This window comes from Variovorax sp. V116 (genome assembly GCF_041154435.1).
In the GTDB taxonomy this organism is placed as follows: domain Bacteria; phylum Pseudomonadota; class Gammaproteobacteria; order Burkholderiales; family Burkholderiaceae_C; genus Variovorax; species Variovorax paradoxus.
The window spans coordinates 2,470,337-2,496,472 of the sequence record NZ_AP028661.1 but is presented as its reverse complement, the minus strand read 5'-3'; the positions used below and the strand labels follow the sequence as shown (position 1 = coordinate 2,496,472).

Sequence of the window (26,136 nt, the reverse complement as noted above, 5' to 3'; positions counted from 1 at the left end):
AAAGCCCGAACCAAAAAATAGTTTGCTTCCATAAGCCCCGGTTTCAGAATCTCCGCTTCTTGCTGGGGCGCCCCGTTGTACGTGCGGCACCGCACTTCTTCAAGATCACACGCACGATGTACCAATACACAGAATTCGATCGCCAGTTCGTCCATCAACGGGCTGCCCAGTTCAGAGACCAGCTCGAGCGCTGGCAGAAGGGCCGCCTGCACGAAGACGAGTTCCGTCCGCTGCGGCTGCAAAACGGCTGGTATGTGCAGCGCTACGCGCCGATGCTGCGCGTGGCCGTGCCCTACGGCGAGCTTTCGAGCCGCCAGCTGCGCGTGCTCGCCCGCATCGCCCGCGAGTACGACGAGCCCGAAGCCGAGGTCTACCGCAAGGCCGTCGAGACGCAGGGCCTGCTCGGCAGCCACAAGCTGCCCACGCACTACGCCCACTTCTCGACGCGCCAGAACGTCCAGTACAACTGGATTCCGCTGTCGAAGTCGGCCGACGTGATGGACCTGCTGGCCTCGGTCGACATGCACGGCATCCAGACCAGCGGCAACTGCATCCGCAACATCACGAGCGACGAGCGCGCCGGCATCGCGGTCGACGAGATCGCCGATCCGCGCCCCTACGCCGAAATCATGCGCCAGTGGAGCACGCTGCATCCTGAATTCGCGTTCCTGCCGCGCAAGTTCAAGATCGCGATCACCGGCGCCGCCGAAGACCGCGCCGCCACCGGCTGGCACGACGTGGGCCTGAAGCTCGTGAAGAACGAAGCGGGCGAGATCGGTTTTCGTGTGCAGGTGGGCGGCGGCATGGGCCGCACGCCGATCATCGGCACCGTGCTGCGCGAGTTCCTGCCGTGGCAGCAGATCATGAACTACCTCGAAGCGGTGATCCGGATCTACAACCGCTATGGCCGCCGCGACAACATCTACAAGGCGCGCATCAAGATCCTCGTGAAGGCCGAAGGCCAGCGCTACATCGACGATGTCGAGGCCGAGTACAAGCAGATCATCGAGCACGACGGCGCGCCGCACACCATCACGCAGGAAGAGTACGACCGTGTGGCCGCCTCCTTCGTGCCGCCGACGCTCGCCACCCGCGTGCTGCAAAGCGCCGAGAAGACCGACGCCGAGCTGCGTGCCCACGCCGACGACGACGTGATGTTCGCGCGCTGGCTGGCCCGCAACGTGGCCGCGCACAAGAACCCCGCGCTGCGTGCCGTCACGCTGTCGTTCAAGCGCCTGAAGCAGGCGCCCGGCGACGCCTCGGCCGACCAGCTCGACACGCTCGCCGAACTGGCCGACCGCTTCTCGGCCGGCGAGGCCCGCGTCACGCACGACCAAAACATCGTGCTGCCCTGGGTGCATGCCGAAGACCTGCACGCGCTGTGGCTCGCTGCCCGCGCGGCCGGCTTTGCCAGCGCCAACGTGCACCTGCTGACCGACATGATCGCCTGCCCCGGCGGCGATTTCTGCGCGCTGGCCAATGCGCGCTCCATTCCCATTGCCGAAGCCATCACCGAGCGCTATCAAGACCTCGACGAACTCGACGACCTGGGCGAGATCGACCTGCACATCAGCGGCTGCATCAACTCCTGCGGGCACCACCACAGCGGCCACATCGGCATCCTGGGCGTCGACAAGGACGGCAAGGAGTGGTACCAGGTCACCCTTGGCGGCTCCGACGGCTCGGCCCTCAGCGGCACGCCGCAGGCCGGCAAGGTGGTCGGCCCTTCGTTCTCGGCGGCCGAAGTGCCGGGCGTGATCGAGGCCGTGCTCACCACCTACCGCGACACCCGCGAAGGCGGCGAGACCTTCATCGACACGCTGCGCCGCGTCGGCCACGACCCGTTCAAGGCCGCGGCCAACGGTGCGCGCTTCAAGGTGGAGGAAGCGGCATGAACCGGCGCCTCAACATCCTTGCCGCCGAGGAACATATCGACGACGGCGACCCGAAGGTGCTGCAGCTGCCCAACGATGCCGATCCGCTCGCCATCGAGGTGTGCCTGGAAGACATCGAGCGCATCGACCTGAACTTTCCGAAGTTCACCGATGGCCGCGCCTACAGCCAGGCCTTTTTGCTGCGCCGCCGGCTCGGTTTCAAGGGCGACATCCGCGCCACCGGTGACGTGCTGATCGACCAGTTGGTGCAGATGGAACGCACCGGCTTCTCGAGCGCCGTGCTCAAGGAAGGCGTGGACGCCACCGACGCACAGCGCCAGTTCGACCGCTTCTCGGCCTTCTATCAGGGCGATGCAATAAAGCCCGCGCCGCACTTCGCGGCCGGCACCTGAGCCCGCACGGAACCATCGACATGAGCATCGCCACGAACATCGATCTTGCACGCATCAACGCCGAACTCGGCCGCAACGCCGAGGGCCTGGTGGACTGGGCCATCGGCCTCGGCCAGCGCGCGATCGTCACCACCAATTTCCGCCCGTTCGAGGCGGTGATCCTGCACATGGTCACGCGCGCCAAGCGCGATGTTCCTGTGGTCTGGATGGACAACGGCTACAACACCGAGGCCACCTACCGCTTTGCCGACGAGGTGACCAGGCAGCTGGGCCTGGACCTGTACATCTACCTGCCGCGCCGTTCGCGTGCGCATCGCGAAGCCGTGGAAGGCCCGACGCCGGCGCTCGACGATCCGCGCCATGCCGCCTTTACCGAGGAAGTGAAGCTCGAGCCCTTTGCCCGCGCGCTGCGCGAGACGGCACCGCAGGTCTGGTTCACCGCGCTTCGGGCCACCGACACGGCCGTGCGCGCGCAGATGGACCCGGTCAGCGTCAATCCGGACGGCTTGATCAAGGTCGCGCCGCTCCTGCACTGGTCGTCCAAGGACCTGTACACGTACTGCGAAGCGCATGGCCTGCCCAACAACTTCGACTACGTGGACCCGACCAAGGGCGAAGACAACCGCGAGTGCGGATTGCACCTCTCGCACTGAGCGCCCACGCCTCGCCGATCCTCCGCATCCAGCACCCACCCCGATGAACGCCCGTACCGAAACCGAACTGCTGCTGCCGCCCATGCACTCTCCCGCGCGCCTGTCCAACACCCATCTCGATGCGCTGGAAGAGGAAACCGTCTTCATCCTGCGCGAAGTGGCGGCCGCCTTCGAGCGCCCCACCCTGCTGTTCTCAGGCGGCAAGGATTCGCTGGTGCTGCTCAAGTGCGCGGAAAAGGCCTTTGGCGCCGGCCGCATTCCGTACCCGCTGCTGATGATCGACACGGGTCACAACTTCCCCGAAGTGACGGCCTACCGCGACCAGCGCGCGAAGGAACTGGGCGCCGAACTCATCGTGCGCAGCGTGGAAGATTCGATGGCGCGCGGCACCGTGCGCCTCGCCCACCCCGGCGAATCGCGCAATGCGCACCAGTCGGTCACGCTGCTCGAGGCCATTGAAGAATTCCGCTTCGACGCGCTGATCGGCGGCGCGCGCCGCGACGAGGAAAAGGCGCGCGCCAAGGAGCGCATCTTTTCGCACCGCGATTCCTTCGGCCAATGGCAGCCCAAGGACCAGCGCCCCGAGCTGTGGACGCTGTTCAACACCCGCCTCGCACCGGGCGAGCACTTCCGCGTGTTCCCGATCTCCAACTGGACCGAGCTCGACGTGTGGCAGTACATCGAGCGCGAGCACGTCGGCCTGCCGTCGATCTACTACACGCACAAGCGCGAAGTGGTCGAGCGCCGCGGCCTGCTGGTGCCCGTGACCGAACTCACCCCGCCGCGCGACGGCGAAACCGTGCAGGTGCGCGACGTGCGCTTTCGCACCGTGGGCGACATCACGACCACCTGCCCGGTCGAGAGCCTGGCGGCCGACGCGGGCGACGTGGTCCTCGAGACGCTGAGCGTCGACGTCAGCGAGCGCGGCGCGACGCGGATGGACGACATGACTTCGGAAGCTTCGATGGAGAAGCGCAAAAAAGACGGGTATTTCTGATGAGCACGACAACGGCAACCCTTGACAACACCGCCCTCCACGGCGACACCGGCACCGCCCTGCGCTTCATCACCTGCGGCTCGGTCGACGACGGCAAGAGCACGCTGATCGGCCGCCTGCTGGTCGACAGCAAGACCGTGCTGCAGGACCAGCTCGCCGGCGTGCAGCGCGGCGGCGAAACCGACCTGGCCCTTTTGACCGACGGTCTCTCGGCCGAACGCGAGCAGGGCATCACGATCGACGTGGCCTACCGCTACTTCTCGACCGCCAAGCGCAAGTTCATCATCGGCGACGCGCCGGGCCATGAGCAGTACACCCGCAACATGGTCACGGCCGCCTCGGCTGCCGATGCCGCCGTGGTGCTGGTCGATGCCACCAAGCTGGCCTGGGCCGCCGAAGTGGAAGACGGCACCGTGGTCAAGCGCGAGTTGCTGCCGCAGACCCGCCGCCACACACTGCTGTGCCACCTTCTGCGCGTGCAGTCGATCGTGTTCGCGGTCAACAAGCTCGACGCCATCGACGACGCGGGCCTGGCCTTCGAGCGCATCTCGACCGCGCTCAACGCCTTTGCCGAAGCGGCCGGCGTGCAGGTGGCGGCCATCGTGCCGATCTCGGCGCTCAAGGGCTGGAACGTGGCCACGCGCCATGGCGACTGGGTCGGCTACGAGGGCCCGAGCCTGCTCGAACTGCTCGAGGAATTGCCGGTCACCGCGCAGGACGAGGACGTGCCCTTCGCCTTCCCGGTGCAGTGGGTCGAGAAGTTCTCGGCCTCGGCCGACACCTCGCAGGGCCGCCGCGTGTTCTGGGGCCGCGTGGCTTCCGGCCATGTGGAACCGGGCCAGCGCGTGACCGTGCTACCGAGCAACCAGACCGCCACGGTCGCGCAGGTGCTGAGCCACACGCGGCAGCCGAAGGTGGTGCATGCGGGCCACAGCGCCGGCATCGTGCTCGACCGCGAGGTCGACGTCTCGCGCGGCGACTGGCTGCTGGCGCCCGGCGCCTTCGAGCCGGTGCGCGAGATCACCGCCACCGTGGCCTGGCTCGACGACGAGCCGCTGGTCGCGGGCCGCGTCTACTGGGCGCTGCAGGGCCACCGCTGGGTCAAGGCCAAGGTGGCGCGCATCGTCGACCGGGTGAACATCACCACGCTCGAATCCGAGCCCGCAACGCAGCTGGAAGCCAATTCCATCGGCGACGTGGTGCTTTCGCTGCAGCAGCCGCTGGCCGTGCTGCCCTTCACGCAATCGCGCGCCCTGGGCTCGCTGGTGCTGGTCGATACGGCCTCCCACAAGACCGCTGCCGCCGTGCTCGTGCAGCCTGCCGCCGCAAAGGCCTAAAATCTGGGGTTTTCCCCGACCTCACACTGACGTTAGAAGACAAATGACCCACGTCGTCTCCGAAGCCTGCATCCGTTGCAAATACACCGACTGCGTGGACGTATGCCCCGTGGATTGCTTCCGCGAAGGCCCCAACATGCTGGTGATCGACCCGGACGAATGCATCGACTGCGCCGTCTGCATCCCCGAGTGCCCGGTCAACGCGATCTATGCCGAGGAAGACCTTCCGGCCAACCAGATCGCGTTCATCAAGCTCAACGCCGAACTCGCGGTGGCCGATGGCTGGAAGAGCATCACCAAGCGCAAGCCCGCGCTGCCCGACGCCGAAGAATGGAAAGACAAGACCGACAAGGTCGGCGAACTGGTCCGTTGAACCCCCAAGGCCGAGCCCCCGTCGAAACCGACGCGCTGATCATCGGCGCCGGTCCGGTCGGGCTGTTCCAGGCCTTCCAGCTCGGCCTGCTCGAGATCTCCTGCCATATCGTCGATGCACTGCCCACCGCGGGCGGCCAGTGCGTGGCGCTCTACGGCGGCAAGCCGATCTACGACATTCCGGGCACGCCGGTCACCAACGGAAGCGAACTCGCGCAGTCGCTGCTCAAGCAGGTCGAGCCGTTCAAGCCCCAGTTCCATTTTGGCGAGCAGGTGGCCACGCTCGAACGGCAGGCCGACGAGCGCCTGCTGCTGACCACCACCGCCGGCACGGCTTTCCTGGCGAAGACCGTGTTCATCGCGGCCGGTGTCGGTGCCTTCGTGCCCAAGCGCATCGCGCTCGAAGGCATTGCGCAGTTCGAAGGCCGCTCGCTTTTCTACCACCCCGATTCGCTGGACCGCTTTGCCAGGCAGGCGGTGGTGGTGAATGGCGGCGACGACGTGGCGCTGGAAACCGCCATCGCGCTCACGGCCATTGCGAAGCAGGTCACGCTGGTCCACCGGCGCGACGGGTTCCAGGCCGACGAGGCGCTGGTCGCGTCGATGCGCGCGCTGGTGGCCGACGGCAAGCTCGCGTTCAAGGTCGGCCAACCCACCGCTTTCGACGGCAGGCAACTGCAGATCACCACGCCCGACGCAACCACCGTCGACCTGCCGCTCGACGCGCTGATCGCCTGCCTGGGCATCTCCCCGCGCCTCGGCCCCATTGCCGACTGGGGCCTGGAACTGGAGCGCAAGCAGGTGCCGGTCGACACCGAGAAGTACGAAACCCGTGAACGCGGCGTGTTCGCGGTGGGTGACATCAACACCTATCCGGGCAAGAAGAAGCTCATCGTCTGCGGCTTCCATGAAGCCACGCTGGCGGCCTGGGGCGCCACCGCCATCGTGTTCCCGGGCAAGGCGATTCCGCTGCAGTACACGACCACCAGCACGCGGCTGCACGAGCTGCTGGGCGTGGCTACTTCGCGCTAGGCAGCAGCGCGCGGTATTCGCCGATGAAGCGGCCGATGGCGGCGGCGAACCGGTCGATGTCCGCATCGGTCAGCGGCAGAGACAGCACGATGAAGCCGCGCGGCGAGGCGTAGATGCCCTCGCCCAGCAGGTGGAAGAACAGCAACTGCCGCAGCCGCCCGTCGACCGCCGCCAGGTCGTCCACGCGCCGCACTTCCCCGCGCACGAAATGTGCGTTCATCAGCGAACCGACGCCGGTGAACTGCATGGCCACATCCTCTTTCGCACACAGCGCATTGAGCCGCGCACGCATCGCCTCGCCGCGCTCGGCCAGCCTGCCTGCCGCCTCGGGCGTGAACAGCTTCGTGAGGCCCGCATAGCCGGCCGCCATGGTCATCACGTTGTTGTTGAAGGTGCCCGAATGGGAGAGCGACCCGGTGCGCGGATCGAACTGCGCCATCACGTCCGAGCGCCCGCCGAAAGCGCCGAACGACATGCCGCCGCCGATGTACTTGCCCAGCGTGGTCAGGTCCGACCGGATGCCCAGCTTGTTGGCGAGGCCGTTCGGTGCGAGGCGCGAGGTCATGACCTCGTCGAAGACCAGCAGCGCGCCCACCTTCGTCGCACCCTCGCGAAGTGCTTGCAGAAAGTCGAGGCGCCCCGGAATGCAGCCGCTCGCACCCTGCATCGGCTCGACCAGGATCGCGGCGATCTCCGACCCGTGCTTCTCGATCTGTTCGCTCGCAGCCTGCACATCGTTGTAGGGCAGCACCAGGAAGTCGAAGGGCACGGTCGTCGGCAGCGGCTTGGCGCCGAACCCGAGCACGCCGCCGTGGTAGCCGCCCGAAAACACCACGATCTTCCGCCGCCCCGTGAAGTGCAGCGCGGCCGTGAGCGCCATCAGGTTGGCCTCGGTGCCCGAGTTGGTGAAGCGCAATTGCTCGATCTGCGGAAAGCGCTCGCAGATGGTCTTGGCGAGCCTTCCTTCGAGCAGGTTGTGGCCCGTGAGGTTGATGCCACCCTGCATTGCCTCGACGACGGCATCGCGGATCTCGGGTGCCGAGTGGCCGTAGACGCCGGCCGTGTATTCGGCGATGAAGTCGGCATAGCGGTGGCCGTCGGCATCCCAGAGCGCAGCGCCCTCGCCCTTGGCGATGGTGAGCGGAAACGGCGCATAGAACAGCACCGAGCGGCTGTTGGCACCGGGCATGTAGCGCACCTGCGCCTCGAACTGGCGCCGGCTGGCCGGGTTGGCCTCGGTGAAGCGCTGGAAGGCCTGGGCAAGGGACTGGTCGATTGCGGAATCGCTCATGGAACACATCCTCGAAGTGGCGGCATGCGGATTGCCATATCCGGACCATCATCCATGGTTTGGAGGCTGGGCGCACAGGCTCGTACAATAGTTTCCGCTTTGCGCCACGGCGCGGAGCACCACCGCTAGGGGTGTCGAACCGGGATCCGTTCCGGGGCTGACTGAGAGAGTCCCTTTGAACCTGACTGAGGTAATCCTCGCGCAGGGAAGCTGGTCCGGCGGCCTGTCGCGTTGTCTCGCGCGATGGCTCCACCGCCGGAGCCTCGCCCACCTGCCAAACCTTTTGCACTGGAGCAACTGGATGGCACACGACGACGAACTTTCTTCCGCCAACGAGGCGCTGGCGCCCCTGCCCGCGTCGCAGCGCGTGTTCGGCTGGCACGACCACGCATCGCTCTGGTTCAGCCTGGGCGTCGGGCTGCTGGTGATGCAGATCGGTGCCTACCTGGTGCCGGCGGTGGGCACGCGCGACGCGGCCATCGCGATCGTGCTGGGTTCGCTGCTCGGCGCAGGCCTGTTGGCCTGGACTGCGCGGCTCGGCTGCGAGAGCGGCCTGGCGAGCGCCGGGCTGATGCACGCCACCTACGGCAGCGCCTTCGCACGGCTGCCGGTGCTGCTCAACATCGTGCAGCTGGTGGGCTGGACCACCTTCGAGCTCGTCATCATGCGCGAAGGCACGCAGGCGATCGGCCAGCAGGCCTTCGGCCTGGCGCTCGGCGGGCCGCTGGGCGGCGCCCTCACCACGCTGCTCTGGGGCGCGGTGCTGCTGGCGCTTTTGGCCGGCTCCATGGTCAAGCTGGTGCGGCGCTTCGTGAGCCGCTTCGGCCTGCCGCTGGTGGTGCTTTCTCTGCTCTGGCTGACCTGGCAGTTCGCGACGCGCCTGCAAGCCAAGGGCCTCGACGCCTTCTGGGCGCGCCCCGGCGACGGCGGCATGGGCATGTTCAGCGCGCTCGACCTGGTGATTGCGATGCCGGTCTCGTGGCTGCCGCTGGTGGCCGACTACGCGCGCCACGGCAAGCGCAGCGCAGGCGGCCTGGGCAGCGCCTTCAGCGGCACCTGGATCGGCTATGCGCTGGCCAACGTCTGGTGCTATGCGCTCGGCGTGATGGTGGTGAGCGTGGCGGAGCCGGGCACCGGCCTGGTCACCGCGCTGCTGCTCGCCCAAGGCGGCCTGGTGGCGCTGGGCCTGATCCTGATCGACGAGCTCGACAACGCGTACGGCGATGTGTATTCGGGCTCGGTGTCCACCCATAGCCTGCTGCCGCGCTGGAGCGTGCGGCGCTGGGGCCTCCTGCTGGCGGCGCTGTGCACGGCGCTCGCGCTGGTGCTGCCGATGCACACGCTCGAGCCGTTCCTGCTGATGCTGAGTTCGGTGTTCGTGCCGCTCTACGGCGTAATCCTGGGGCGGCTGGGCACGGGCCAGGCGGTCTTGTCGGTGGGCACGCGCCGGGTCGACCTGGGCGCGGCGCTGATCTGGATTGCGGGCATCGCGGCCTACCACGCGCTCGCCAAGTGGGCGCCGCAATTCGGCTCGGCGCTGCCCACGCTGGCCGCGACATTCCTGCTGGCCTGGGCCAGCCGGCCCAAGGCTACGCCGACGGCGGCAGGCGGTGCGTCGGCACTGGCGCAAAACCGTGGTTGAGCGGACCGTGTCCCGCGCCGGTCTTCACATGCGCACCGGCGGCCATCGCGCCGAGGATGTAGGCGCGCGCGCATTCGACGGCCTCGGGCAACGCAAGCCCCAGCGCCAGGTGCGCGGCAATGGCGGACGACAGCGTGCAGCCCGTGCCATGCAGGTTGCGGCTCGCGATGCGCTGCGAGGCCAGCCGCTTTCGAGCGCCGCCCGCCTGCAGCAGCACGTCGACCACCTCGTCGCCCGGCAAGTGCCCGCCCTTGAGCAGCACGGCCTGCGCGCCGAGCGCCAGCAGTTCGTTGGCCGCATCGTCGAGGGCATCGATGCCGCCGATCGCATGGCCGATCAGCAAGGCCGCTTCGTCGAGGTTGGGCGTGACCACCACGGCGCGCGGGAACAGCTCGCGCACCAGCACCTGCACGGTTTCGGAGGCGATCAGGCGGTCGCCGCTGGTGGCGACCATCACCGGGTCGAGCACTACGTTGGGCAGCCGGTAGTGATCGATGGCCCAGGCCACCACCTCGACCACCTCGGGCGCATGCAGCATGCCGAGCTTGACCGCATCCACGCCGATGTCCTCGACCACCGCCTGGATCTGCGCCTTGAGGAAAGCCGGCGGCACGCCATGGATGCCCGACACGCCGAGCGTGTTCTGCGCGGTGAGCGCCGTGATGGCCGTCATGCCGTAGCAGCCGAGCGCCGCGAAGGTCTTCAGGTCGGCCTGGATGCCGGCACCGCCGCCGCTGTCGGAGCCGGCGATCGAGAGCACGCGTGCGTAGCGCAGGGGCCCCTGGGGCGCGTCGGAAAGTGCTTGGGTCATGCTGAAAATTATCGGCGACTGGCCCTGCCTTGCTCCCTTCCCTTCCGGGGGAGGGCCGGGGCGGGGGCGCGCGGCGCATCCACGGGGCGCTCCGGTGGCCCCCCTCCCCACCTTCCCCCGGCGGGGGAAGAAGCAAGACCATGAGCCTCCCATTCCAATCCGCCGCCATCCTCGGCGCGGGCCTCATGGGCCGGTTGCTCGCGGTCACGCTGGCGCGGGCCGGCTGCAAGGTCGAGCTGTTCGAAGCGGGCAGCCCCGAAGCCGAAGGCGCCGCCGCGCGCGTGGCGGCCGCCATGCTCGCGCCGCTGGCCGAATCGGCCGTGGCGCCGGTGCCGCTCGTGCGCATGGGGCAGTACGCGCTGGGCCGCTGGCCCGAGTTGCTGGCACCGCTGGCGCAGCCCGTGTTCTTCCAGCGCGAAGGCACGCTGGTGCTGTGGCACCGCCAGGACGCCGCCGAGGCCGCGCGGCTCGCGCGCGTGCTGGCGCGCACCGGCACGCAGGTGCCTGAGCTCGCCCCCATGCGCACGCTCGACGGCAGCGGGATTGCCGCGCTCGAGCCGTCGCTCGGCCAGCGCTTCGCGCAGGGTTTGTTCCTTCCGGGCGAAGGCCAGCTCGACAACCGCGCGCTGCTGGCTTCGCTGCTGGCCACGCTGCAGGCCAGCCCCGGGGTGAAGCTGCATTGGCAGTCGCCACGCACGCCTGGCGATTTTTCTCCGGGCACGCCGGGCCAGCCCGACTGGGTGATCGACTGCCGCGGCCTCGGCGCCAAGCCGCAGTGGAACGCGCTGCGCGGCGTGCGCGGCGAAGTCGTCCGCGTGCATGCGCCCGAGGTGAGGCTGCAGCGGCCCACGCGGCTGGTGCATCCGCGCTATCCGCTCTACATCGCACCCAAGCCCGGCAGCGTGTTCGTGATCGGCGCGACCGAGATCGAATCCGACGACATGTCGCCCGCCAGCGTGCGCTCCACGCTCGAGCTGCTGAGCGCGGCCTATGCGGTGCACAGCGGCTTCGCCGAAGCCCGCATCCTCGAGATCGCGACCCAATGCCGCCCCACGCTGCCCGACAACCTGCCCGCGATCCGCCAGCCGCAGCCGCGCGTGCTGCAGATCAACGGCCTGTACCGCCACGGTTTCATGATTGCGCCCGCCGTGCTCGACGCCGCCATGGAGCTGCTCGTGCACGGCCGCTCTGCGCTCGCGCAGAAGCTCGGCCTGGAGACACCCGAAGCATGACGATGAATGTCCTGATCAACGACAAGCCCTACACGCTGCCGGACGGCGCCACCGTGGTCGACGCGCTGGCCGCACTCGATGCGGTGCCGCCGTTCGCGGTGGCCGTGAACCGCGAGTTCGTGCCGCGCTCGGCCCATGCGGCGCGCGCGCTGCAGCCCGAAGACCGCATCGAAGTGATCCGCCCCGTGACCGGCGGCTGAACAAGCAACCCACAGAGATGGAGACAACACGCACCATGACGACCGCATCTGCAATTCCGGACAACGATCCGCTGGTTCTCTACGGCCAGACCTTCCATAGCCGCCTGCTGCTGGGCACCGCGCGCTATCCCTCGCCGGACCTGCTCGAAGCCGCGGTGAAGCGCGCCAAGCCCGCCATGCTGACGGCCTCGCTGCGCCGCCAGTCCGCCAGCCCCGGCGCAAGCGACAGCGGCAACGGCTTCTGGGAGCTGCTGCGCCGGCTCGCGGTGCCGGTGCTGCCCAACACCGCCGGCTGCCACAGCGTGCAGGAGGTGATCGCCACCGCGCAGATGGCGCGCGAGCTGTTCGACACGCCATGGATCAAGCTCGAACTGATCGGCGACGACTACACGCTGCAGCCCGACACGCTGAACCTCGTCGATGCCGCATCGCAGCTGATCCGCGACGGTTTCCAGGTGCTGCCCTATTGCACCGAGGACCTCGTGCTGTGCCAGCGGCTGGTCGACGTCGGCTGCCAGGCCGTGATGCCCTGGGCGGCGCCCATCGGCACCGGCCGCGGACCGGTCAACCCCTACGCGCTGCAGCTGCTGCGCGAGCGGCTCAGCGTGCCGATGCTGGTCGATGCGGGCCTCGGCCTGCCCTCGCATGCCTGCCAGGTCATGGAATGGGGCTACGACGGCGTACTGCTCAACACCGCCGTGGCGCTGGCGCAAGACCCGGTGTCGATGGCCGGCGCCTTCGCCGACGCCGTGCAGGCTGGCCGCGCCGCCCACCGCGCCGGTGCCATGGCCGCGCAAGACTCCGCGCAGCCCAGCACGCCGGTGCTCGGCACGCCCTTCTGGCATCACGCACCATGAGCGCTTCGACAGACGCCCGCGCCATCTCGCAGGCCATCGTCGCGACGCACGGGCTGCGCTTCGGCACCAACATGCCCGCGGCCATTTCAGCGGGCCGCTTTTCCTCGGACGAGCCGGTGTACCGCGGCGCAAAGCAGGCCTGCACGGCGCTCGGCTTCATCGAGATCGATGCCGAATGCCTGGCACGCGCCTGGCAGGCGCAGACGGCGCGCACCGGTGCTTTCGATGCCAACCAGTGGCCCGAAACGCCCGTCGATTTCGGTATGCGCGCGTTCCCGCCCACCGAACGCGACGACGCCTTCGCGCCCTGCCCCGAACGGCTCGGCCTCTACGCCGTGCTGCCCGATGCGCAATGGGTCGGCCGCATGGCGCGCGCCGGCGTTCCCACGGTGCAGCTGCGCTTCAAGTCGGACGACGCGGCAGCCACCGAGCGCGAAGTGCATTCGGCCGTCGACGCGGTGCGCGGCACCGGCGCGCTGCTCTTCATCAACGACCACTGGCAGACGGCCATTGCCGCGGGTGCCTACGGCGTGCACCTGGGCCAGGAAGACCTCGACGCGCTCGCGCCCGAACAGGTGCAGCAGATCCGCGATGCGGACCTGCGGCTCGGCGTCAGCACCCACGGCTATGCCGAGATGGTGCGCGCCGATGCGGTGAGCCCGAGCTACATCGCGATGGGCGCGGTGTATCCGACCACCCTCAAGAAGATGGCGACCGCACCGCAGGGCGTGGCGCGGCTAGCGGCCTATGCGCGCCTGCTGCGCGGCTATCCGCAGGTGGGCATCGGTGGCATCGACGCTGTGCGGCTGCCCGAGGTGCTGGCCACCGGCGTCGGCTCCGTCGCCGTGGTGCGCGCGCTTGTCGCCGCAGAAGATCCCGAGGCCACGGCCGCGCAATGGATGGCGTCGATAGCCGCCGCCACATGAACGAAGCAATGACACAAAAGAAATTCCGATCCTGGCCGCTGACGCCGGTCTCTCGTGCAGTAGCCACCACCTTTCTTCTTCTGGCGGCCGGCGGCGCGCAAGCCCAGCAGCCAACCGAGCAGTTGCCCGCCATCACGGTGAACGAAAGCAGCGCCGCCCCGCAAGCCGAAGTGAGCGGCTTCGGCGACGTGCCGCTGCGCGAGCTGCCGCTCTCGGCCACGGTGATCGACAGCACGCAGCTTCGCACGAGCGGCGCGCGCCGCCTCGCCGACCTCACGCAGTTCGATTCCTCGGTGACCGATGCCTACAACTCGGCCGGCTACTGGGACTACCTCACGGTGCGCGGCTTCGTGCTGGACAACCGCTTCAACTACCGGCGCGAAGGCCTGCCGATCAGCGCCGAGACATCGATCCCGCTCGACAACAAGGAGCGCATCGAGATCCTGCGCGGCACCAGCGGCATCCAGGCCGGCACCAGCGCGCCGGGCGGGCTGGTCAACTACGTGGTCAAGCGGCCCACCGAGCAGGACCTGCGCACGCTGCGCATCGAAACCACCAGCCGCGGCAGCGTGCTCGGCGCGCTCGACCTGGGCGGGCGCTTCGGTGCGAACCGCGAGTTCGGCTACCGGCTCAACATCGCGAGCGAAAACCTCAAGCCGCTCGTGCACAACCTCGACGGCAACCGCAACCTGTTCTCGCTGGCGGGCGACTGGCGCATCACGCGCGATTCGGTGCTCGAGTTCGAGATCGAGCGCAGCCACAAGACCCAGCCGAGCCAGAACGGCTTCAGCCTGCTGGGCAGCACGCTGCCGGTGCCGGTCGATCCGAGGATCAACCTCAACAACCAGCCGTGGTCGCAGCCTTCGGAATTCAACGCGCTCACCGGCAGCGTGCGCTTCAGCCAGGCGCTCAATGCCGACTGGCGCTGGAGCGCGCAGATCGGCCAGCAAAGGCTCAAGACCGATGACCGCCTGGCCTATGCCTTCGGCTTCGATTGCCACCCTGAAAGCAACTTCTCTTACTGTGATCGCTACGGCCCCGACGGCACCTTCGACTTCTACGACTTCCGCAGCGAAAACGAGCGGCGCACGCAAACGGCCGGCAGCCTCAACCTCAAGGGCAACGTGACGGCCGGCAGCGTGCGGCACGAGCTCGGCTTCGGCCTGCTCGCGAGCCACGTGCGCAACCGCTTCCAGGACCAGGCCTACAACTACGTCGGCACCGGCAACGTGTGGGCCACGGCCGTGGTGCCGCCCGACCCCACGCTGACCGACGCCAACACCAACCGCGACGAGCGTTCCACCGAGCTCTCGGTGCAGGACGCGATCCGCTGGAACAGCCGCTTCACCACCTGGCTCGGCGTGCGCCACACGCGGCTGGACCGCGACAGCATCCGCACCGATGGCACGCGCCCCACCGGCTACAAGGACGGCATCACCACCCCATGGATCGCCGCCAGCTTCGCCATCCAGCCGGGCCTGCTGGCCTATGCGAGCTGGGGCAAGGGCGTCGAGTCGCAGGTGGTGCCGAACAAGAGTTCGCAGTACAACAACGCCGGCGAGGCGCTGCCCGCGCTGACCTCGCGCCAGTGGGAGCTGGGCCTCAAGGGCGGAAGCGACGTCTTCGCCTGGCAGCTCGCGTGGTTCGACATCAAGCGCCCGATGACGAACCTCGATGCCTGCAACCGTCTCGGCACCACACCCTGCGACGGACGCTACGACGGCAGCGCCGTGCACCGCGGGCTCGAAGCGGGCGCACAGTGGAACACGGGGCCCTGGCGCCTTGCAGGCAGCGTCACGCTGATCGATGCCAAGCGCCGCGGAAGCACCGCCGAGCCGGCCACCAACGGCCAGTCGCCCACCAACGTGCCCAAGCAGGTGCTGCGCGCGCAGGCCGGCTACCGCGTGGCTTCGGTGCCGGGCCTCGAGTTGCTCGGACAGCTCTCGCATGAAGGCCGGCGCAACGTGCTGCCCGATGGTTCGATCGCCCTGCCCTCATGGACGCGCGTCGATGCCGTGCTGCGCTACGACACCCGGCTGCGCGGCGTGAACACGAGCTGGAGCATCGCCATCGACAACCTGTTCGATCGCCGCTACTGGAAGGAATCGCCCTACCAGTTCGGCCACGTCTATCTCTTTCCAGGTGCACCGCGCACGCTGCGCCTGGGCTTGAGCGTGTCGCTCTGAATGAGTGCCCGAATTTTTTTCAGAAATTTATGGCGGCCACATTGGTGCGCTCGAAAGGCCCAAAAAATCACGCTATAATCTGAGGCTTGTTCCTCGATAGCTCAGTTGGTAGAGCGCCGGACTGTTAATCCGTAGGTCCCTGGTTCGAGCCCAGGTCGAGGAGCCACTACATGCCGCAAGGCCTCTGGATGCCCCGCTACCCAAAAGGTAGCGGGGCATTTCCTTTTGGGGCACCTCACCCCATCTTCGGCAGCCCGAATCCGAAGCCGAAGACAGAGCCGCTCTTCTTCTTGGCCCGCGCGGGCTCGGGCTCATCCTCGCGCGGCCCGATGTCGAGATCGTCGACCATCTTCTGCAGCTCGAGCAGCCCGGCGGCCATCGCGGCCTTGTAGGTCTTCATGGACCTCGCCTGCTGGCTGAGGACATGCCAGCCCTCGCCCTCGAGTTCGACCAGGCGCCAGCGGTAGGCGCCCTCTTCCTCTTCGATCACGGTGACGGCGATCCGGCGGAGAAGCTGCATGGCGCGATGCTCGCCCCGATCCGCGCTTCGGCACGTCGGACAAGCTCGACTCTCCGATCGCCATCAGGCAAAAAAACGCCCAGCACGCGGCTGGGCGGAATCCCTGGCGATGTCGCCAAGGGCCCCGCAAAACCAAGATTCGGGGGCAACTGCAAAGGGGATTCGAGCATTGGCTCGGAGTCCTGATATTACTGTATATTCATACAGCTTTGATGCGGACGGTCGAGATACCCGTTCGAAGGTCAGGCGCTTTCCAGCAAGAAGGCAGAGGAGAAATGCACATGAACCAGGCCGAACTTTTCTACCCGCAGGCTGCGGCTCCAACCCACGAGGCCGCGCTCCCGCAGGCCGATGTTTCGGAAGAGCCGCCTTTCAGGTTCGAAGACATCGAGCCCGAACCGCGGGTTGCCTACACCGTGCGGCTTGCCGACTACCCGCATCCGGCTGCGGACGCCGTCAAGGTTTCGGAGCAGCGCTTCCGGCGCGAGCTCGACCGGCAGCTCGGCGGCGACGTCACGCGTGCGCTGCGCGCGTTCCACAATGCCAGCGAATCCAGCGAAACCGACCTCACGAGAGAAGAGATGGCGCTCGCCAGGCGCTGGATGAAGGCCTATGACGCAGCCCGAACCGCCGGCTTTCGCGACCTTGGAGACACCGATGAAGCGTTCTTCGACGTGCGGGCGGTCTGAGTACGAATCCTGCCGGACTGCGCCGCTATTCCCCGATTGGGTTGCATCGATCGCGAGCCTGGACCAGCGCTTGCTCGACCCGGCCCGCTTGGCATGGCGCGGCATGTCGGCGCTGCTCGGCATCCGCCGTCCACGCGCACGGCCCGGTGTCAGGCCGCGATGGGCGCATTTCGCTCTTGGCCAATGAGCACGTCGGCCGGAATGCCCAAACCCTTGTTGAGGCGGCGAATCATGTGCAGCGTCAGCGGGCGCTTGCGCGCGAGCACTTCGTAGACGCGGTTCAGCGGGCCGATGTATGGCACGAGGTCGCGCACTCCCAAACCCGACTGCTCCATGCGGAAGCGGATCGCCTCGATGGGATCGGGCGGGTCGACGGGGTAGTGCTCGGCTTCGTAAGCTTGCACCAGCGTGCCGATCACTTCGAGACGTTCACCCTCGGGCGATTCGCGATCAGGATCGAGGTCGATCAGTGCAGACACCTCGCGCAGCGCCGCGCGGTAGTCGGCATCGGTGCGGATGGCTCTGACTTCCATGGTCGGACTCCTTTATTTGAACTGGTCGACGGTCGCAGCATCGATCTGGTCGTATTGCGCGTGCGTACCGATGAACTTGATAAAGACGTACTGCATCCTGTAGGCGATGGCGACGATCAGGCGGTAGTCGTTCCCCTTGATGTTGAACACCACGCGGTTGTTCGCAATGATGCTGGCGTTGGCGTACTGGGCCTTCACGACAGCGGGTGTCGCCCACTTTGCATTTTTTGCCTCTTCGTACCACGCCCTTAATCCGGGTTCGGCATCTCGATAACTCGGATCTTGGTAGAAACCGATGAGGTTCGAGTTTGCGACTACGTGCATCAGGAGAAAGTTTAGTCCCAAATTGGGACTAGCGCTAGTTGCCCCCTCCCAGAGTCCGACGCCTGTAGGGTGATCCGCACGAATCTCGTCAACGCAGGCTGAACACAAGCCGCCGCGGTTGGGCCATGATGTTCCCATCGTGCCAGCTACACCCATTGAGTACCTGCTCGAACTCGAACATGCCAGGTTCCCGGTTCATGTCCGGGATCCGGAGTTGATCCAGGCCATCGCGACGCTCAAGGCGCTGGGCTGCGTCGAAGCCGACATCACCCCGCCGCTCGATCTTCGCAGTTCGTTCAGGAACTACGAATCCGCGGTGGTCGTGAAGATCACTTCGGAAGGAATCACGGAACTCGCACTGGCGTACGGGTGACCGCCCCCTTCACCCGCTTCAGGTTCTTCCGGTCTGGGACGAGCGGCTCATCCCTTCCTTCGAATTCGTCTGCTCGCCGACGGATCCCTCGCGCGGAGCGGGCCACCGTCTAGTGCAGATTCAGAAATGTCAAAAAGAGGGTATTTCCCAAACCACAAATCGGTCGCCGAACGGTAACGACGCGTACATTAGCGCCAACGTACTATTGCCTCGCGCCATGCACTTGAAACCTCTACTCATCACCGCGCTCCTGCTCGTTGCGGGCGGCCTGTTCTGGTGGTGGGCCTCCGGCGGCGGATTCATTGCCGTGATCGTTGCCATTGGCCTGGGTGCCGTGCTCTTCCTGGTCCTTCGAGGAAACCGGTCCATCAAGGACGAACTCGATGCGCAGGCTCCCGACAAGGATCGGGGCGACAAGGAATCCTGAACCGGGGCGCCGGCCTCAGCTCAGCGCAGCGCAAACGCCAGCGTCACCGCGCCCAGGGCCAGCAGCGCGAGGCCCGCGATGAAGACCATCTCGCCCCAGGCCTCCAGCCGCACGCCCGAACTGCGCGAGCGCATCGAGATGAAAGACAGCAGCGCGCTGGCCAGGAAGACCAGCGCGTCGATGGCCAGCAGGCGGTCGATCAGGAGCCGCAGGTCGTCGCGCGGGCCCAGGTGGCCGATCGACATCACGGTCATGCACACGCCGATCATGGTGGCCGACGTGGGCAGGATGTGCGCCGAAAGGCCGCCCGCGGATGAAGCCATCTTTTTTTGTCCTGGCGCGGGCTTCACCCGATCCGCACCGGCACGAAGATCTTGTCTTCGCCGCGCTGGATCAAGAGCGCGACCGACTTGTCGGCCTTGGCCACCACCTCGCGCACCTGCTCCAGGCTCCTGGCGGGCGTGCCGTTGATGGCCAGCAGCACATCGCCCGCCTGCACGCCGGCCATGGCGGACGGGCCCGCCACATCCTCGACGAGCAGCCCGTTCTCGATGGCGGCTTCGCGCTTTTCCTGCGGCTGCAGCGGCCGCAACGCAAGGCCGAGCTTGCCCTGCCCCGCCGCGCTCTCGTTCTTGGCGACCTGCGCGGGCTTGTCGCTCGCATCGCCGAGCTTGGCCGAAAGCTCCTGCCGCTCGCCCTGGCGCCAGACTTCGAGCGTGACCTTCTTGCCCGGCGTCTGCTGCCCGATGACCGCAGGCAGGTCGCCCGACGAGACGATGGGCTGGCCGTCCACCTTGCGGATCACGTCGCCCGCCTTCAGGCCGGCCTTGTCGCCGGGGCCGCCCTTCTCGATGTTGGAGACCAGCGCGCCCTCGGGCTTGTCCAGCTTGAAGGAGTCGGCAAAGGCCTGGTTCACTTCCTGCACCGCCACGCCAAGGCGCGCATGCGTGGCCTTGCCGGTCGCGACGATCTGGTCCTTCACCTGCACCGCCACGTCGATCGGAATGGCGAACGACACGCCCTGGTAGCCGCCGCTGCGGCTGTAGATCTGCGAATTGATGCCGACCACTTCGCCGCGCGTGTTCAGCAGCGGGCCGCCGGAGTTGCCGGGGTTCACCGCGACGTCGGTCTGGATGAACGGCACGTAGCTGTCATCGGGCAGCGAGCGGCCCTTGGCGCTCACGACGCCGGCCGTCACCGTGCTCTCGAAGCCGAAGGGCGAGCCGATGGCCAGCACCCATTCGCCGACCTTCAGGTCCTTGGTGTTGCCGAGCGCGAGCGTGGGCAGGTTCCTGGCATCGATCTTGAGCACCGCGATGTCGGTCTTGGCGTCGGCGCCGAGCACCTTCGCGCGGTATTCGCGCCGGTCGGTCAACTTGACGGTGACCTCCTTGGCGTCTTTCACGACGTGCGCGTTGGTCATGATGATGCCGTCGGGGCTCACGATGAAGCCCGAGCCCTGCGCGCGCACCGGCACTTCGCGCTGCTGGGCGCGCGGGCCGATCTGGCCCTGGAAGCGGCGGAAGAACTGGAACATCGGATCGTCCGGATCGATGCCCTGGATCTCGGCCGCGGCCTGGTCCTCGGACGCCTTGGCGGTGCCCGTCACGCTGATGTTGACCACCGCGGGACCGTCGCGCGAAGTGATGGTGGAGAAGTCGGGCAGCGTCACCATGGCCGCGGGCGCCACGCTCGTGGCGTTGGTGGTCGGCGCATTCACGGCGCGGGCACTGGTGTAGGCGCCGGCACCGACGGCACCGATGACCCCGGCGGTCGCCAAGGCAAGCACCAGGGCATGGGGGGAAGTCAGTCGGGTGTTCATTTCTAGCTTTCCTTTCAATGCGTCTGCACGCAAACACGATGAAAGGAATGTCGGCCCGTTGGCTTAAGCGCGGCTTAAACAACGAACCGCGCGGCGATTCAGGCCTTGGCGGCAAATCGCACCAGCACCCGCAGCCCGCCCAGCGTCGGCGAGGCCGCAAGCGCCACCGTGGCGCCGTGCATCTGGGCGATCGACTTCACGATGGCCAGGCCGAGCCCGCTGCCCGGCGCCTGCGGCTCGCCCGAGCGGTAGAAGCGGTCGAGCACGCGTTCGCGCTCTTCTTCCGGCAGGCCGGGGCCGCTGTCGTCCACGCTCAGCTCCACCGCCGTGCCCAGGCTTGCAATGCCGACGTCGACCCGCCCCTCTTCGGGCGTGTACTTGACGGCGTTGTCGATCAGGTTGCGCAGCAGCATGCGCAGCGCCTCGGGCTGGCCGTTCACCACGGCCGGGTCGGCATGCGAGATGCCGATGTCGATGCGCCGGGCCTGCGCCGCCGCGACCGCGTCCGAGATGGCCAGGCGCGCCACTTCGCCCATGTCGACCGGTTCGGACTTTGCCCCCGCCGCCATGCTGGCCTCATGCCGGGCCAGCGCAAGCATCTGCTCGACCAGGCGCGTCGCGCGGTCGATGCCCGCGACCAGCCGGCTCACGGCCAGCTCGCGCGACGCGGCATCGGACGCGCGCTGCAGGCCCTGCACCTGCAGCTTCAGCGCGGCCAGCGGCGAGCGCAGTTCGTGCGCCGCATCGGCGACGAAGTGCTTCTGCGCATCGAAGGCATGCCGCACCCGGTCGAACAGCAGGTTGAGCTCCTGCACCAGCGGGCGCACCTCGTCGGGCAGGTTCTCCTCGCTCACGGGGGAAAGATCGTCGGCCTGCCGCGAGGCGACCTGCCCACGCACGCGCGACACCGGCGCAAGCGACCGGCTCACCACCCACCACACCACCAGCATGAGCAGCGGCGCCATCAAAGCCACCGGTGCGATGGTGCGCAGCGCCAGCGCGCCGGCCATGTTGCGGCGCGCCGCCATGTCTTGCGCCACCTGGATCACGAGCCCGCTGGTCTGCATCGAGAACACGCGGTAGGTGGTGCCGCGCGCGCGCACGTCGGCAAAGCCCAGCACCGCCAGCTGCGGCAGCGCGGCTTGTTCGGCCGATTCGAAGATGCGCACGCCGTCCGCGGTCCACACCTGCACCACGAAATCGAAGTTCTGCTCGCCGCTGCCCAGGCCGCCCACGGCCGCGCTCGGCGGCAGGCCGGCGCGCAGCGACAGCGCCATCTGCTGCATGTGGTAGTCGAAGATCTCGTCGGCCTCCTTCAGCACCGTGCGGTAGGCCACCAGCGCCTGCGCGCCGGCGGCCAGCACGATGGCCGCGAGCAGGAACCACAGCAGGCGCGCGCGCAGCGATCCGGTCAGCGCGCGGATCATGCCTTCGGCACCATGTAGCCGACGCCCCGCACGTTGCGGATCAGTTCGGCGCCGAGTTTCTTGCGCAGGCCGTGCACGTAGACCTCGACCGCATTGCTGCTGATCTCGTCCTTCCAGCTGTAGAGCTTTTCCTCGAGCTGGGCGCGCGACAGCACCATGCCGGGCCGCGCGATCAGCGGTTCGAGCACGGCCCATTCGCGCGCCGAAAGCACCACCGGCTGGCCCTCCACCGCGACCTCGCGCGTGGCCGGGTTGATGCTCACGCCCATGTGCTCGTACACCGGCTCGGCGCGCCCCGCGGCGCGGCGCAGCAGGGCGCGGATGCGCGCCAGCAGCTCGTCGAGATCGTAGGGCTTGAGCACGTAGTCGTCGGCGCCCGCGTCGAGCCCTTCGATGCGCTGCTGCACCGAGTCGCGTGCCGTGGCAATCAGCACCGGCATGCGCTGCTTGCGGGCGCGCAGGCTGCGCAGCACTTCAAGCCCGTCGCGGCGCGGCACGCCCAGGTCGAGCAGCACGAGGTCGTACTGCTGGGTGCGCAATGCGGATTCGGCCGCCTCGCCATCCTTCACCCAGTCCACCGCGTACTGCTCGGCGCGCAGCAGGTCGAGCACGGCCTCGCCGATCATCACGTCGTCTTCGAGAAGCAGGAGTCGCATGGTCTTGTTGTGTCCGTTTCGGGATTCGAGGCGGCGGCCGCGCGGAAGTTCAGCTCACAGCAGCGAGCGCACTTCGCGCGCCGCCTCGAAGAGCAGCGGCAGCATCTCGCGCTGGAGCGTCTCTTCCTGGTAGCGCGTGCCCGACAGCACCACGTTGAGCGCGGCCACGGTGCGGCCCTGCATGTCGCGCAGCGGCACCGCGAGCGCCTGCACGCCGAGTTCGTGCTCTTCGCTGGCAAAGCAGTAGTCGTCCTTGCGCACGCGGGAAATCAGCTGGCGCAGGCCGCGCGCCTGGGTGGTGGTGTGCGGCGTGAGCCGCGCGAGGTGGCGTCCCTTGAGCCACTGCGTGAACTGGGCCGGCGCCATGGCCGCGAGCAGCACCCGTCCGGTCGAGGTGGCATGGGCCGGCAGGCGCGCGCCAAGGTGCAGGCCATAGGCCAGCACGCGCGTCGGCGTGCCGTAGGCGCCGCTGCGCGCAATGATGACCGCCTCTTCGCCGTCGAGCACCACGGCCGAGAACGATTCACCGGTCTGCGCCGCCAGCCGGTTCAGCGTGGGCTGCAGCGCGCGCGGCAGCCGCGACGAGGCCAGGTAGCTGCCCGAGAAGCGCAGCACCTTGGGTGCCATCCAGAAATAGCTGCCATCGGTCTCCAGGTAGCCCAGGTGGGCCAGCGTGAGCAGGTGCCGGCGCGCGGCGGCGCGCGTGAGGCCGGCGCGCTCGGCGGCCAGCGTGGCGTTGAGGCGCTGGCGCTCGGTGTCGAAGCTTTCGAGCACCGCCATTCCCTTGGCGATGCCCTCGATGAAGTCGGCCTTGGCGATGGTCATTTCGGTCAATCTGCGAAGTGTTGCGCGATGATCGCGCAGCCATTCGCATGATCGCACAGAGCCTTGCCGCACGCCGCGACAGCCGGCCGCGCACGCCCTACGCTCTCGGAAAACCCATTGGAGACACGAACATGCGCACACAGGTCGCGATCATCGGCGCAGGCCCGGCAGGCCTGCTTCTCGGACAGCTGCTTTTCAAGGCCGGCATCGACAACGTCATCGTCGAGCGGCAGAGCGGCGACTACGTGCTCGGACGCATCCGCGCCGGCGTGCTCGAGCAGGTCACCATGGACCTGCTGGCACGCGCGGGTGTCGATGCGCGCGCCAAGGCCGAGGGGCTGCCGCACGAAGGCATCGAACTGCTGTTCAAGGGCGCGCGGCACCGCATCGACATGCACGGCCTGACAAACGGCAAGCAGGTCACGGTCTACGGCCAGACCGAAGTGACGCGCGACCTGATGGAAGCGCGTTCGGCCGAAGGCCTTGCCACCATCTACAGCGCCGCCAACGTCAGCCTGCACGACTTCGATTCGCAGCGCCCGCGCGTGCGCTACGAAAAAGACGGCCAGACGCACGAGATCGAGTGCGATTTCATCGCCGGCTGCGACGGCTACCACGGCGTGAGCCGCGCCAGCGTGCCGGCCGACGCCATCCAGACCTACGAAAAGATCTATCCCTTCGGCTGGCTCGGCGTGCTGGCCGACGTGCCGCCGGTGTCGCACGAACTGATCTACGCTAACACCGAACGCGGCTTTGCGCTGTGCAGCATGCGCAGCGCGCACCGCAGCCGCTACTACGTGCAGGTGCCGGCCGACGAGAAGGTCCAGAACTGGAGCGACGAGGCCTTCTGGAATGAGCTGCGCGCACGGCTCGACCCCGAGGCCCGCGAGCGGCTGGTGACCGGCCCTTCGCTCGAGAAAAGCATTGCGCCGCTGCGCAGCTTCGTGGCCGAACCGATGCGCTTCGGCGCGCTGTTCCTGGCCGGCGACGCCGCGCACATCGTGCCGCCGACCGGCGCCAAGGGGCTCAACCTGGCGACGGCCGACGTGGGCTACCTCTCGCGCGCGCTCGAGATCTTCTACGGCGAAAGATCGGCTTCCGCGCTCGACCGGTATTCCGACCTCTGCCTGCGCCGCGTCTGGAAGGCGGAGCGCTTCTCGTGGTGGTTCACCTCGCTGATGCACCGCTTCCCCGAGACCGGCGCCTTCGGCCAGAAGATCCAGGAAGCCGAACTTGACTACCTCGTGCATTCGCACGCGGCCTCCACCGCGCTGGCGGAGAACTACGTCGGCCTGCCGCTCGAAGACTTCTAGCCGGCCGCCTCGAGCGTCTTCTTCATCGCCACGCCGCCCTGCACCATCATCGGTTCGATGTAGGCGGCCAGTTCGTCGGGCAGCACATCGGTGATCCAGACGAAGCGCGAGCGCCCTTCGCCCAGCGCGAACACCTGGGCCGAGGCGTGGTGGTGGCTCGCCTTGCCGCCGGTCACGGTATAGGCCAGCCGACTGTTGGCCTCGTCGATGCCCACCAGCAGTTCACGCGCCACCAGGCCGTTGGCAAAGCTCACGATGCGCGCGCCCTTGCCGTCCAGCTCGCAGCCGGTGAGAAAGCCGGGCGCGAGGCGCGTGTGCACGGCGCCGAAGTCGCGCAGTGCGTCCCAGACGCGCGAGGCATCGGCTTCGACGATGAATTCCTTGTAGATCGTTGCCATGGTCGTGCGCCTTCAGGGGCAGGCCGCCGCATCGCAGCACCGGCTTGCGGCAAGGTCTTCGGGTTTCAGTCCGATCAGGTCGTACATGGCGATGGCTTTCTGCTCGATGGGTGGATCAGGCGGTCATCATCGAACAGTGCGGCCAGGCGGTCTTGGAAAATCTTGCGGTCGCCCTTGGCGGCCTGGCGAAAGCCGCGCGGCGATACCCCGGCCGCGCGGTGGAAGGTGCGAACGAAGTTGCTCAGGTCGGCAAAGCCGACCTCGAAGGCCACGTCGGTCACGGGCCGGTCGTCGTCCGCCAGCAGCCGCGCCGCGTGGCGCAGGCGCGAACGGACCAGGTACTGGTGCGGCGTGACGCCGAGCACCTGCGAGAACAGGCGCAGGAAGTGGAACGGACTCAGTCCCGCTTCGAAGGCCGCGGTTTCGAGGCCGATATCGCCGTGCGAGTTCGCGTCGATCCACATCGCCGCGTCGACCGCACGGCGCCTGTCGCGTGCCGCAGCGGATTGCGGCGCGGGTTTGCTGCGCCCTTCCACCACCTCGACGAAACGGCTCGCGAAGCACACGCCCAGCTCGTCGAGGCCTGCATCGCTGCGCCCCTCGGCCGCGGCCTGCGCAAGCTCGCCGAGCACCATCAGCTCGGGCAGCGGCGGAAGCCCTGCCGTGCGCCAGGTCCGCTGGTCGCCGCCGACCAGGTCGACGAAGCCCGGCGACAAATGGAACGCCAGGCATTCGTCGCCACAGACATGGTGGTCGTGAGTGCAGACGTATTCATCGCCCGGGCAACCCACCAGCACGGAGCCGGCCACCAGTTCATAAGCATTGCCGCGCGTGCGGTAGCCGAAGCTGCCCTTGCGCACGTACGAGACCGAATACTCGGCGTGCACCTCGGTGAACGGCCGCGCGCCAGGCTGGGCGTCGCAGCGGTAGCTCGACACGCGGATCGCATCGGTCTGCAGTTCGGTGGTGACGAGCATGGTGTGTGCGCCCTTCGATCACCCGGCCC

The 26,136-nt window shown here is 67.8% G+C and carries 29 protein-coding genes, 1 tRNA gene and 1 riboswitch; of the genes, 18 read left to right on the top strand and 12 right to left on the bottom strand.

Annotation, left to right across the window (positions count from 1 at the left end; genetic code table 11):
* The first annotated feature begins 116 nt into the window (after positions 1-116).
* The 7 genes from ACAM58_RS11850 to ACAM58_RS11820 are packed head-to-tail and all read left to right on the top strand — an operon-like array spanning position 117 to position 6,678.
* Complete coding sequence (locus ACAM58_RS11850; RefSeq protein WP_369664457.1) at positions 117-1,895, top strand: nitrite/sulfite reductase; 1,779 nt, start codon at positions 117-119, stop codon at positions 1,893-1,895.
* A complete protein-coding gene (locus ACAM58_RS11845) occupies positions 1,892-2,287 on the top strand; it encodes a DUF934 domain-containing protein (protein WP_012747517.1) in 396 nt (131 codons plus the stop codon). Before ACAM58_RS11850 ends, ACAM58_RS11845 begins: the two co-directional genes overlap by 4 nt.
* Positions 2,288-2,307: 20 nt before the next feature.
* Positions 2,308-2,940: a phosphoadenosine phosphosulfate reductase family protein gene (locus ACAM58_RS11840; RefSeq protein ID WP_012747516.1), complete on the top strand. Its 633-nt coding sequence runs from the start codon at positions 2,308-2,310 to the stop codon at positions 2,938-2,940.
* A gap of 43 nt (positions 2,941-2,983) precedes the next feature.
* Positions 2,984-3,937 (top strand): sulfate adenylyltransferase subunit CysD, encoded by a 954-nt coding sequence (cysD, locus tag ACAM58_RS11835; protein WP_012747515.1) that lies wholly within the window; start codon positions 2,984-2,986, stop codon positions 3,935-3,937.
* Positions 3,937-5,274, top strand: coding sequence for a sulfate adenylyltransferase subunit 1 (locus tag ACAM58_RS11830; RefSeq protein ID WP_369664456.1), 1,338 nt, complete (start codon positions 3,937-3,939; stop codon positions 5,272-5,274). Before cysD ends, ACAM58_RS11830 begins: the two co-directional genes overlap by 1 nt.
* A gap of 43 nt (positions 5,275-5,317) precedes the next feature.
* Positions 5,318-5,647 (top strand): ferredoxin FdxA, encoded by a 330-nt coding sequence (gene fdxA / locus ACAM58_RS11825; protein ID WP_012747513.1) that lies wholly within the window; start codon positions 5,318-5,320, stop codon positions 5,645-5,647.
* Entirely contained in the window at positions 5,605-6,678 is a 1,074-nt protein-coding gene (locus tag ACAM58_RS11820; protein WP_049826086.1) for an NAD(P)/FAD-dependent oxidoreductase, read from the top strand. The genes fdxA and ACAM58_RS11820 overlap by 43 nt, the downstream gene beginning before the upstream one ends.
* Here the strand turns inward: ACAM58_RS11820 and ACAM58_RS11815 are convergent.
* A complete protein-coding gene (locus ACAM58_RS11815; protein ID WP_012747511.1) occupies positions 6,665-7,969 on the bottom strand; it encodes an aminotransferase class III-fold pyridoxal phosphate-dependent enzyme in 1,305 nt (434 codons plus the stop codon). The two genes, ACAM58_RS11820 and ACAM58_RS11815, sit on opposite strands and share 14 nt — an antisense overlap.
* 117 nt (positions 7,970-8,086) lie before the next feature.
* Positions 8,087-8,194, top strand: a riboswitch (TPP riboswitch).
* A 76-nt stretch (positions 8,195-8,270) separates the two neighbouring features.
* Between ACAM58_RS11815 and ACAM58_RS11810 the strand changes: the two genes are divergently transcribed.
* Positions 8,271-9,611, top strand: coding sequence for a cytosine permease (locus ACAM58_RS11810; RefSeq protein ID WP_012747510.1), 1,341 nt, complete (start codon positions 8,271-8,273; stop codon positions 9,609-9,611).
* On the opposite strand, the gene thiD is transcribed toward ACAM58_RS11810, so the two are convergent.
* Complete coding sequence (gene thiD, locus ACAM58_RS11805) at positions 9,559-10,422, bottom strand: bifunctional hydroxymethylpyrimidine kinase/phosphomethylpyrimidine kinase (protein WP_012747509.1); 864 nt, start codon at positions 10,420-10,422, stop codon at positions 9,559-9,561. The genes ACAM58_RS11810 and thiD overlap by 53 nt on opposite strands.
* Positions 10,423-10,562: 140 nt before the next feature.
* On the opposite strand from thiD, the gene ACAM58_RS11800 reads away from it, so the two are divergent.
* The 6 genes from ACAM58_RS11800 to ACAM58_RS11775 all read left to right on the top strand — a co-directional run bounded on the left by ACAM58_RS11800 (position 10,563) and on the right by ACAM58_RS11775 (position 15,989).
* Positions 10,563-11,654, top strand: a complete 1,092-nt coding sequence (locus ACAM58_RS11800; protein ID WP_012747508.1) for an FAD-dependent oxidoreductase — start codon at positions 10,563-10,565, stop codon at positions 11,652-11,654.
* Positions 11,651-11,854 carry a sulfur carrier protein ThiS gene (gene thiS / locus ACAM58_RS11795; protein WP_012747507.1) on the top strand — a complete coding sequence of 68 codons (204 nt, stop codon included), beginning with the start codon at positions 11,651-11,653 and terminating at the stop codon, positions 11,852-11,854. The genes ACAM58_RS11800 and thiS overlap by 4 nt, the downstream gene beginning before the upstream one ends.
* A gap of 53 nt (positions 11,855-11,907) precedes the next feature.
* Positions 11,908-12,711, top strand: a complete 804-nt coding sequence (locus ACAM58_RS11790; RefSeq protein ID WP_208856317.1) for a thiazole synthase — start codon at positions 11,908-11,910, stop codon at positions 12,709-12,711.
* Positions 12,708-13,637, top strand: coding sequence for a thiamine phosphate synthase (gene thiE / locus ACAM58_RS11785; protein WP_012747505.1), 930 nt, complete (start codon positions 12,708-12,710; stop codon positions 13,635-13,637). The genes ACAM58_RS11790 and thiE overlap by 4 nt, the downstream gene beginning before the upstream one ends.
* A gap of 8 nt (positions 13,638-13,645) precedes the next feature.
* Entirely contained in the window at positions 13,646-15,823 is a 2,178-nt protein-coding gene (locus tag ACAM58_RS11780) for a TonB-dependent siderophore receptor (protein WP_369664455.1), read from the top strand.
* A gap of 90 nt (positions 15,824-15,913) precedes the next feature.
* Positions 15,914-15,989: transfer RNA gene (locus tag ACAM58_RS11775), tRNA-Asn, on the top strand.
* A gap of 69 nt (positions 15,990-16,058) precedes the next feature.
* Here the strand turns inward: ACAM58_RS11775 and ACAM58_RS11770 are convergent.
* On the bottom strand, positions 16,059-16,343 hold the full coding sequence (locus tag ACAM58_RS11770; protein WP_012747503.1) for a hypothetical protein: 285 nt from the start codon (positions 16,341-16,343) through the stop codon (positions 16,059-16,061).
* Between the two features lie 281 nt (positions 16,344-16,624).
* Between ACAM58_RS11770 and ACAM58_RS11765 the strand changes: the two genes are divergently transcribed.
* Positions 16,625-17,032: a hypothetical protein gene (locus ACAM58_RS11765; protein ID WP_012747502.1), complete on the top strand. Its 408-nt coding sequence runs from the start codon at positions 16,625-16,627 to the stop codon at positions 17,030-17,032.
* Positions 17,033-17,181: 149 nt separating this feature from the next.
* Here the strand turns inward: ACAM58_RS11765 and ACAM58_RS11760 are convergent, their stop codons facing one another.
* A complete protein-coding gene (locus ACAM58_RS11760; protein ID WP_012747501.1) occupies positions 17,182-17,565 on the bottom strand; it encodes a DNA-binding protein in 384 nt (127 codons plus the stop codon).
* Positions 17,566-17,577: 12 nt separating this feature from the next.
* Positions 17,578-17,889 carry a type II toxin-antitoxin system HigB family toxin gene (locus tag ACAM58_RS11755; RefSeq protein ID WP_369664454.1) on the bottom strand — a complete coding sequence of 104 codons (312 nt, stop codon included), beginning with the start codon at positions 17,887-17,889 and terminating at the stop codon, positions 17,578-17,580.
* A gap of 139 nt (positions 17,890-18,028) precedes the next feature.
* Between ACAM58_RS11755 and ACAM58_RS11750 the strand changes: the two genes are divergently transcribed.
* Positions 18,029-18,262 carry a hypothetical protein gene (locus ACAM58_RS11750; RefSeq protein WP_150106772.1) on the top strand — a complete coding sequence of 78 codons (234 nt, stop codon included), beginning with the start codon at positions 18,029-18,031 and terminating at the stop codon, positions 18,260-18,262.
* A gap of 217 nt (positions 18,263-18,479) precedes the next feature.
* Complete coding sequence (locus ACAM58_RS11745) at positions 18,480-18,689, top strand: hypothetical protein (RefSeq protein WP_012747498.1); 210 nt, start codon at positions 18,480-18,482, stop codon at positions 18,687-18,689.
* A 20-nt stretch (positions 18,690-18,709) separates the two neighbouring features.
* Here ACAM58_RS11745 and ACAM58_RS11740 read toward each other — a convergent pair whose 3' ends face one another.
* The 5 genes from ACAM58_RS11740 to ACAM58_RS11720 all read right to left on the bottom strand — a co-directional run bounded on the left by ACAM58_RS11740 (position 18,710) and on the right by ACAM58_RS11720 (position 23,419).
* The gene (locus ACAM58_RS11740; RefSeq protein WP_012747497.1) at positions 18,710-19,012 is read right to left on the bottom strand and encodes a hypothetical protein; all 303 of its coding nucleotides are present in this window, start codon (positions 19,010-19,012) and stop codon (positions 18,710-18,712) included.
* Positions 19,013-19,035: 23 nt separating this feature from the next.
* Positions 19,036-20,511, bottom strand: a complete 1,476-nt coding sequence (locus tag ACAM58_RS11735; RefSeq protein ID WP_012747496.1) for a DegQ family serine endoprotease — start codon at positions 20,509-20,511, stop codon at positions 19,036-19,038.
* 98 nt (positions 20,512-20,609) lie between these two features.
* Positions 20,610-21,938 (bottom strand): ATP-binding protein, encoded by a 1,329-nt coding sequence (locus ACAM58_RS11730; protein WP_012747495.1) that lies wholly within the window; start codon positions 21,936-21,938, stop codon positions 20,610-20,612.
* Complete coding sequence (locus tag ACAM58_RS11725; protein WP_012747494.1) at positions 21,935-22,594, bottom strand: response regulator; 660 nt, start codon at positions 22,592-22,594, stop codon at positions 21,935-21,937. Before ACAM58_RS11725 ends, ACAM58_RS11730 begins: the two co-directional genes overlap by 4 nt.
* A gap of 54 nt (positions 22,595-22,648) precedes the next feature.
* Entirely contained in the window at positions 22,649-23,419 is a 771-nt protein-coding gene (locus tag ACAM58_RS11720; protein WP_012747493.1) for an IclR family transcriptional regulator C-terminal domain-containing protein, read from the bottom strand.
* Positions 23,420-23,550: 131 nt separating this feature from the next.
* Between ACAM58_RS11720 and pobA the strand changes: the two genes are divergently transcribed.
* The gene (gene pobA, locus ACAM58_RS11715; RefSeq protein ID WP_012747492.1) at positions 23,551-24,732 is read left to right on the top strand and encodes a 4-hydroxybenzoate 3-monooxygenase; all 1,182 of its coding nucleotides are present in this window, start codon (positions 23,551-23,553) and stop codon (positions 24,730-24,732) included.
* Here pobA and ACAM58_RS11710 read toward each other — a convergent pair.
* Positions 24,729-25,130 (bottom strand): SRPBCC family protein, encoded by a 402-nt coding sequence (locus ACAM58_RS11710; protein ID WP_012747491.1) that lies wholly within the window; start codon positions 25,128-25,130, stop codon positions 24,729-24,731. The two genes, pobA and ACAM58_RS11710, sit on opposite strands and share 4 nt — an antisense overlap.
* A 74-nt stretch (positions 25,131-25,204) precedes the next feature.
* On the bottom strand, positions 25,205-26,107 hold the full coding sequence (locus ACAM58_RS11705) for an AraC family transcriptional regulator (protein ID WP_012747490.1): 903 nt from the start codon (positions 26,105-26,107) through the stop codon (positions 25,205-25,207).
* Between the last annotated feature and the right edge of the window lie 29 nt (positions 26,108-26,136).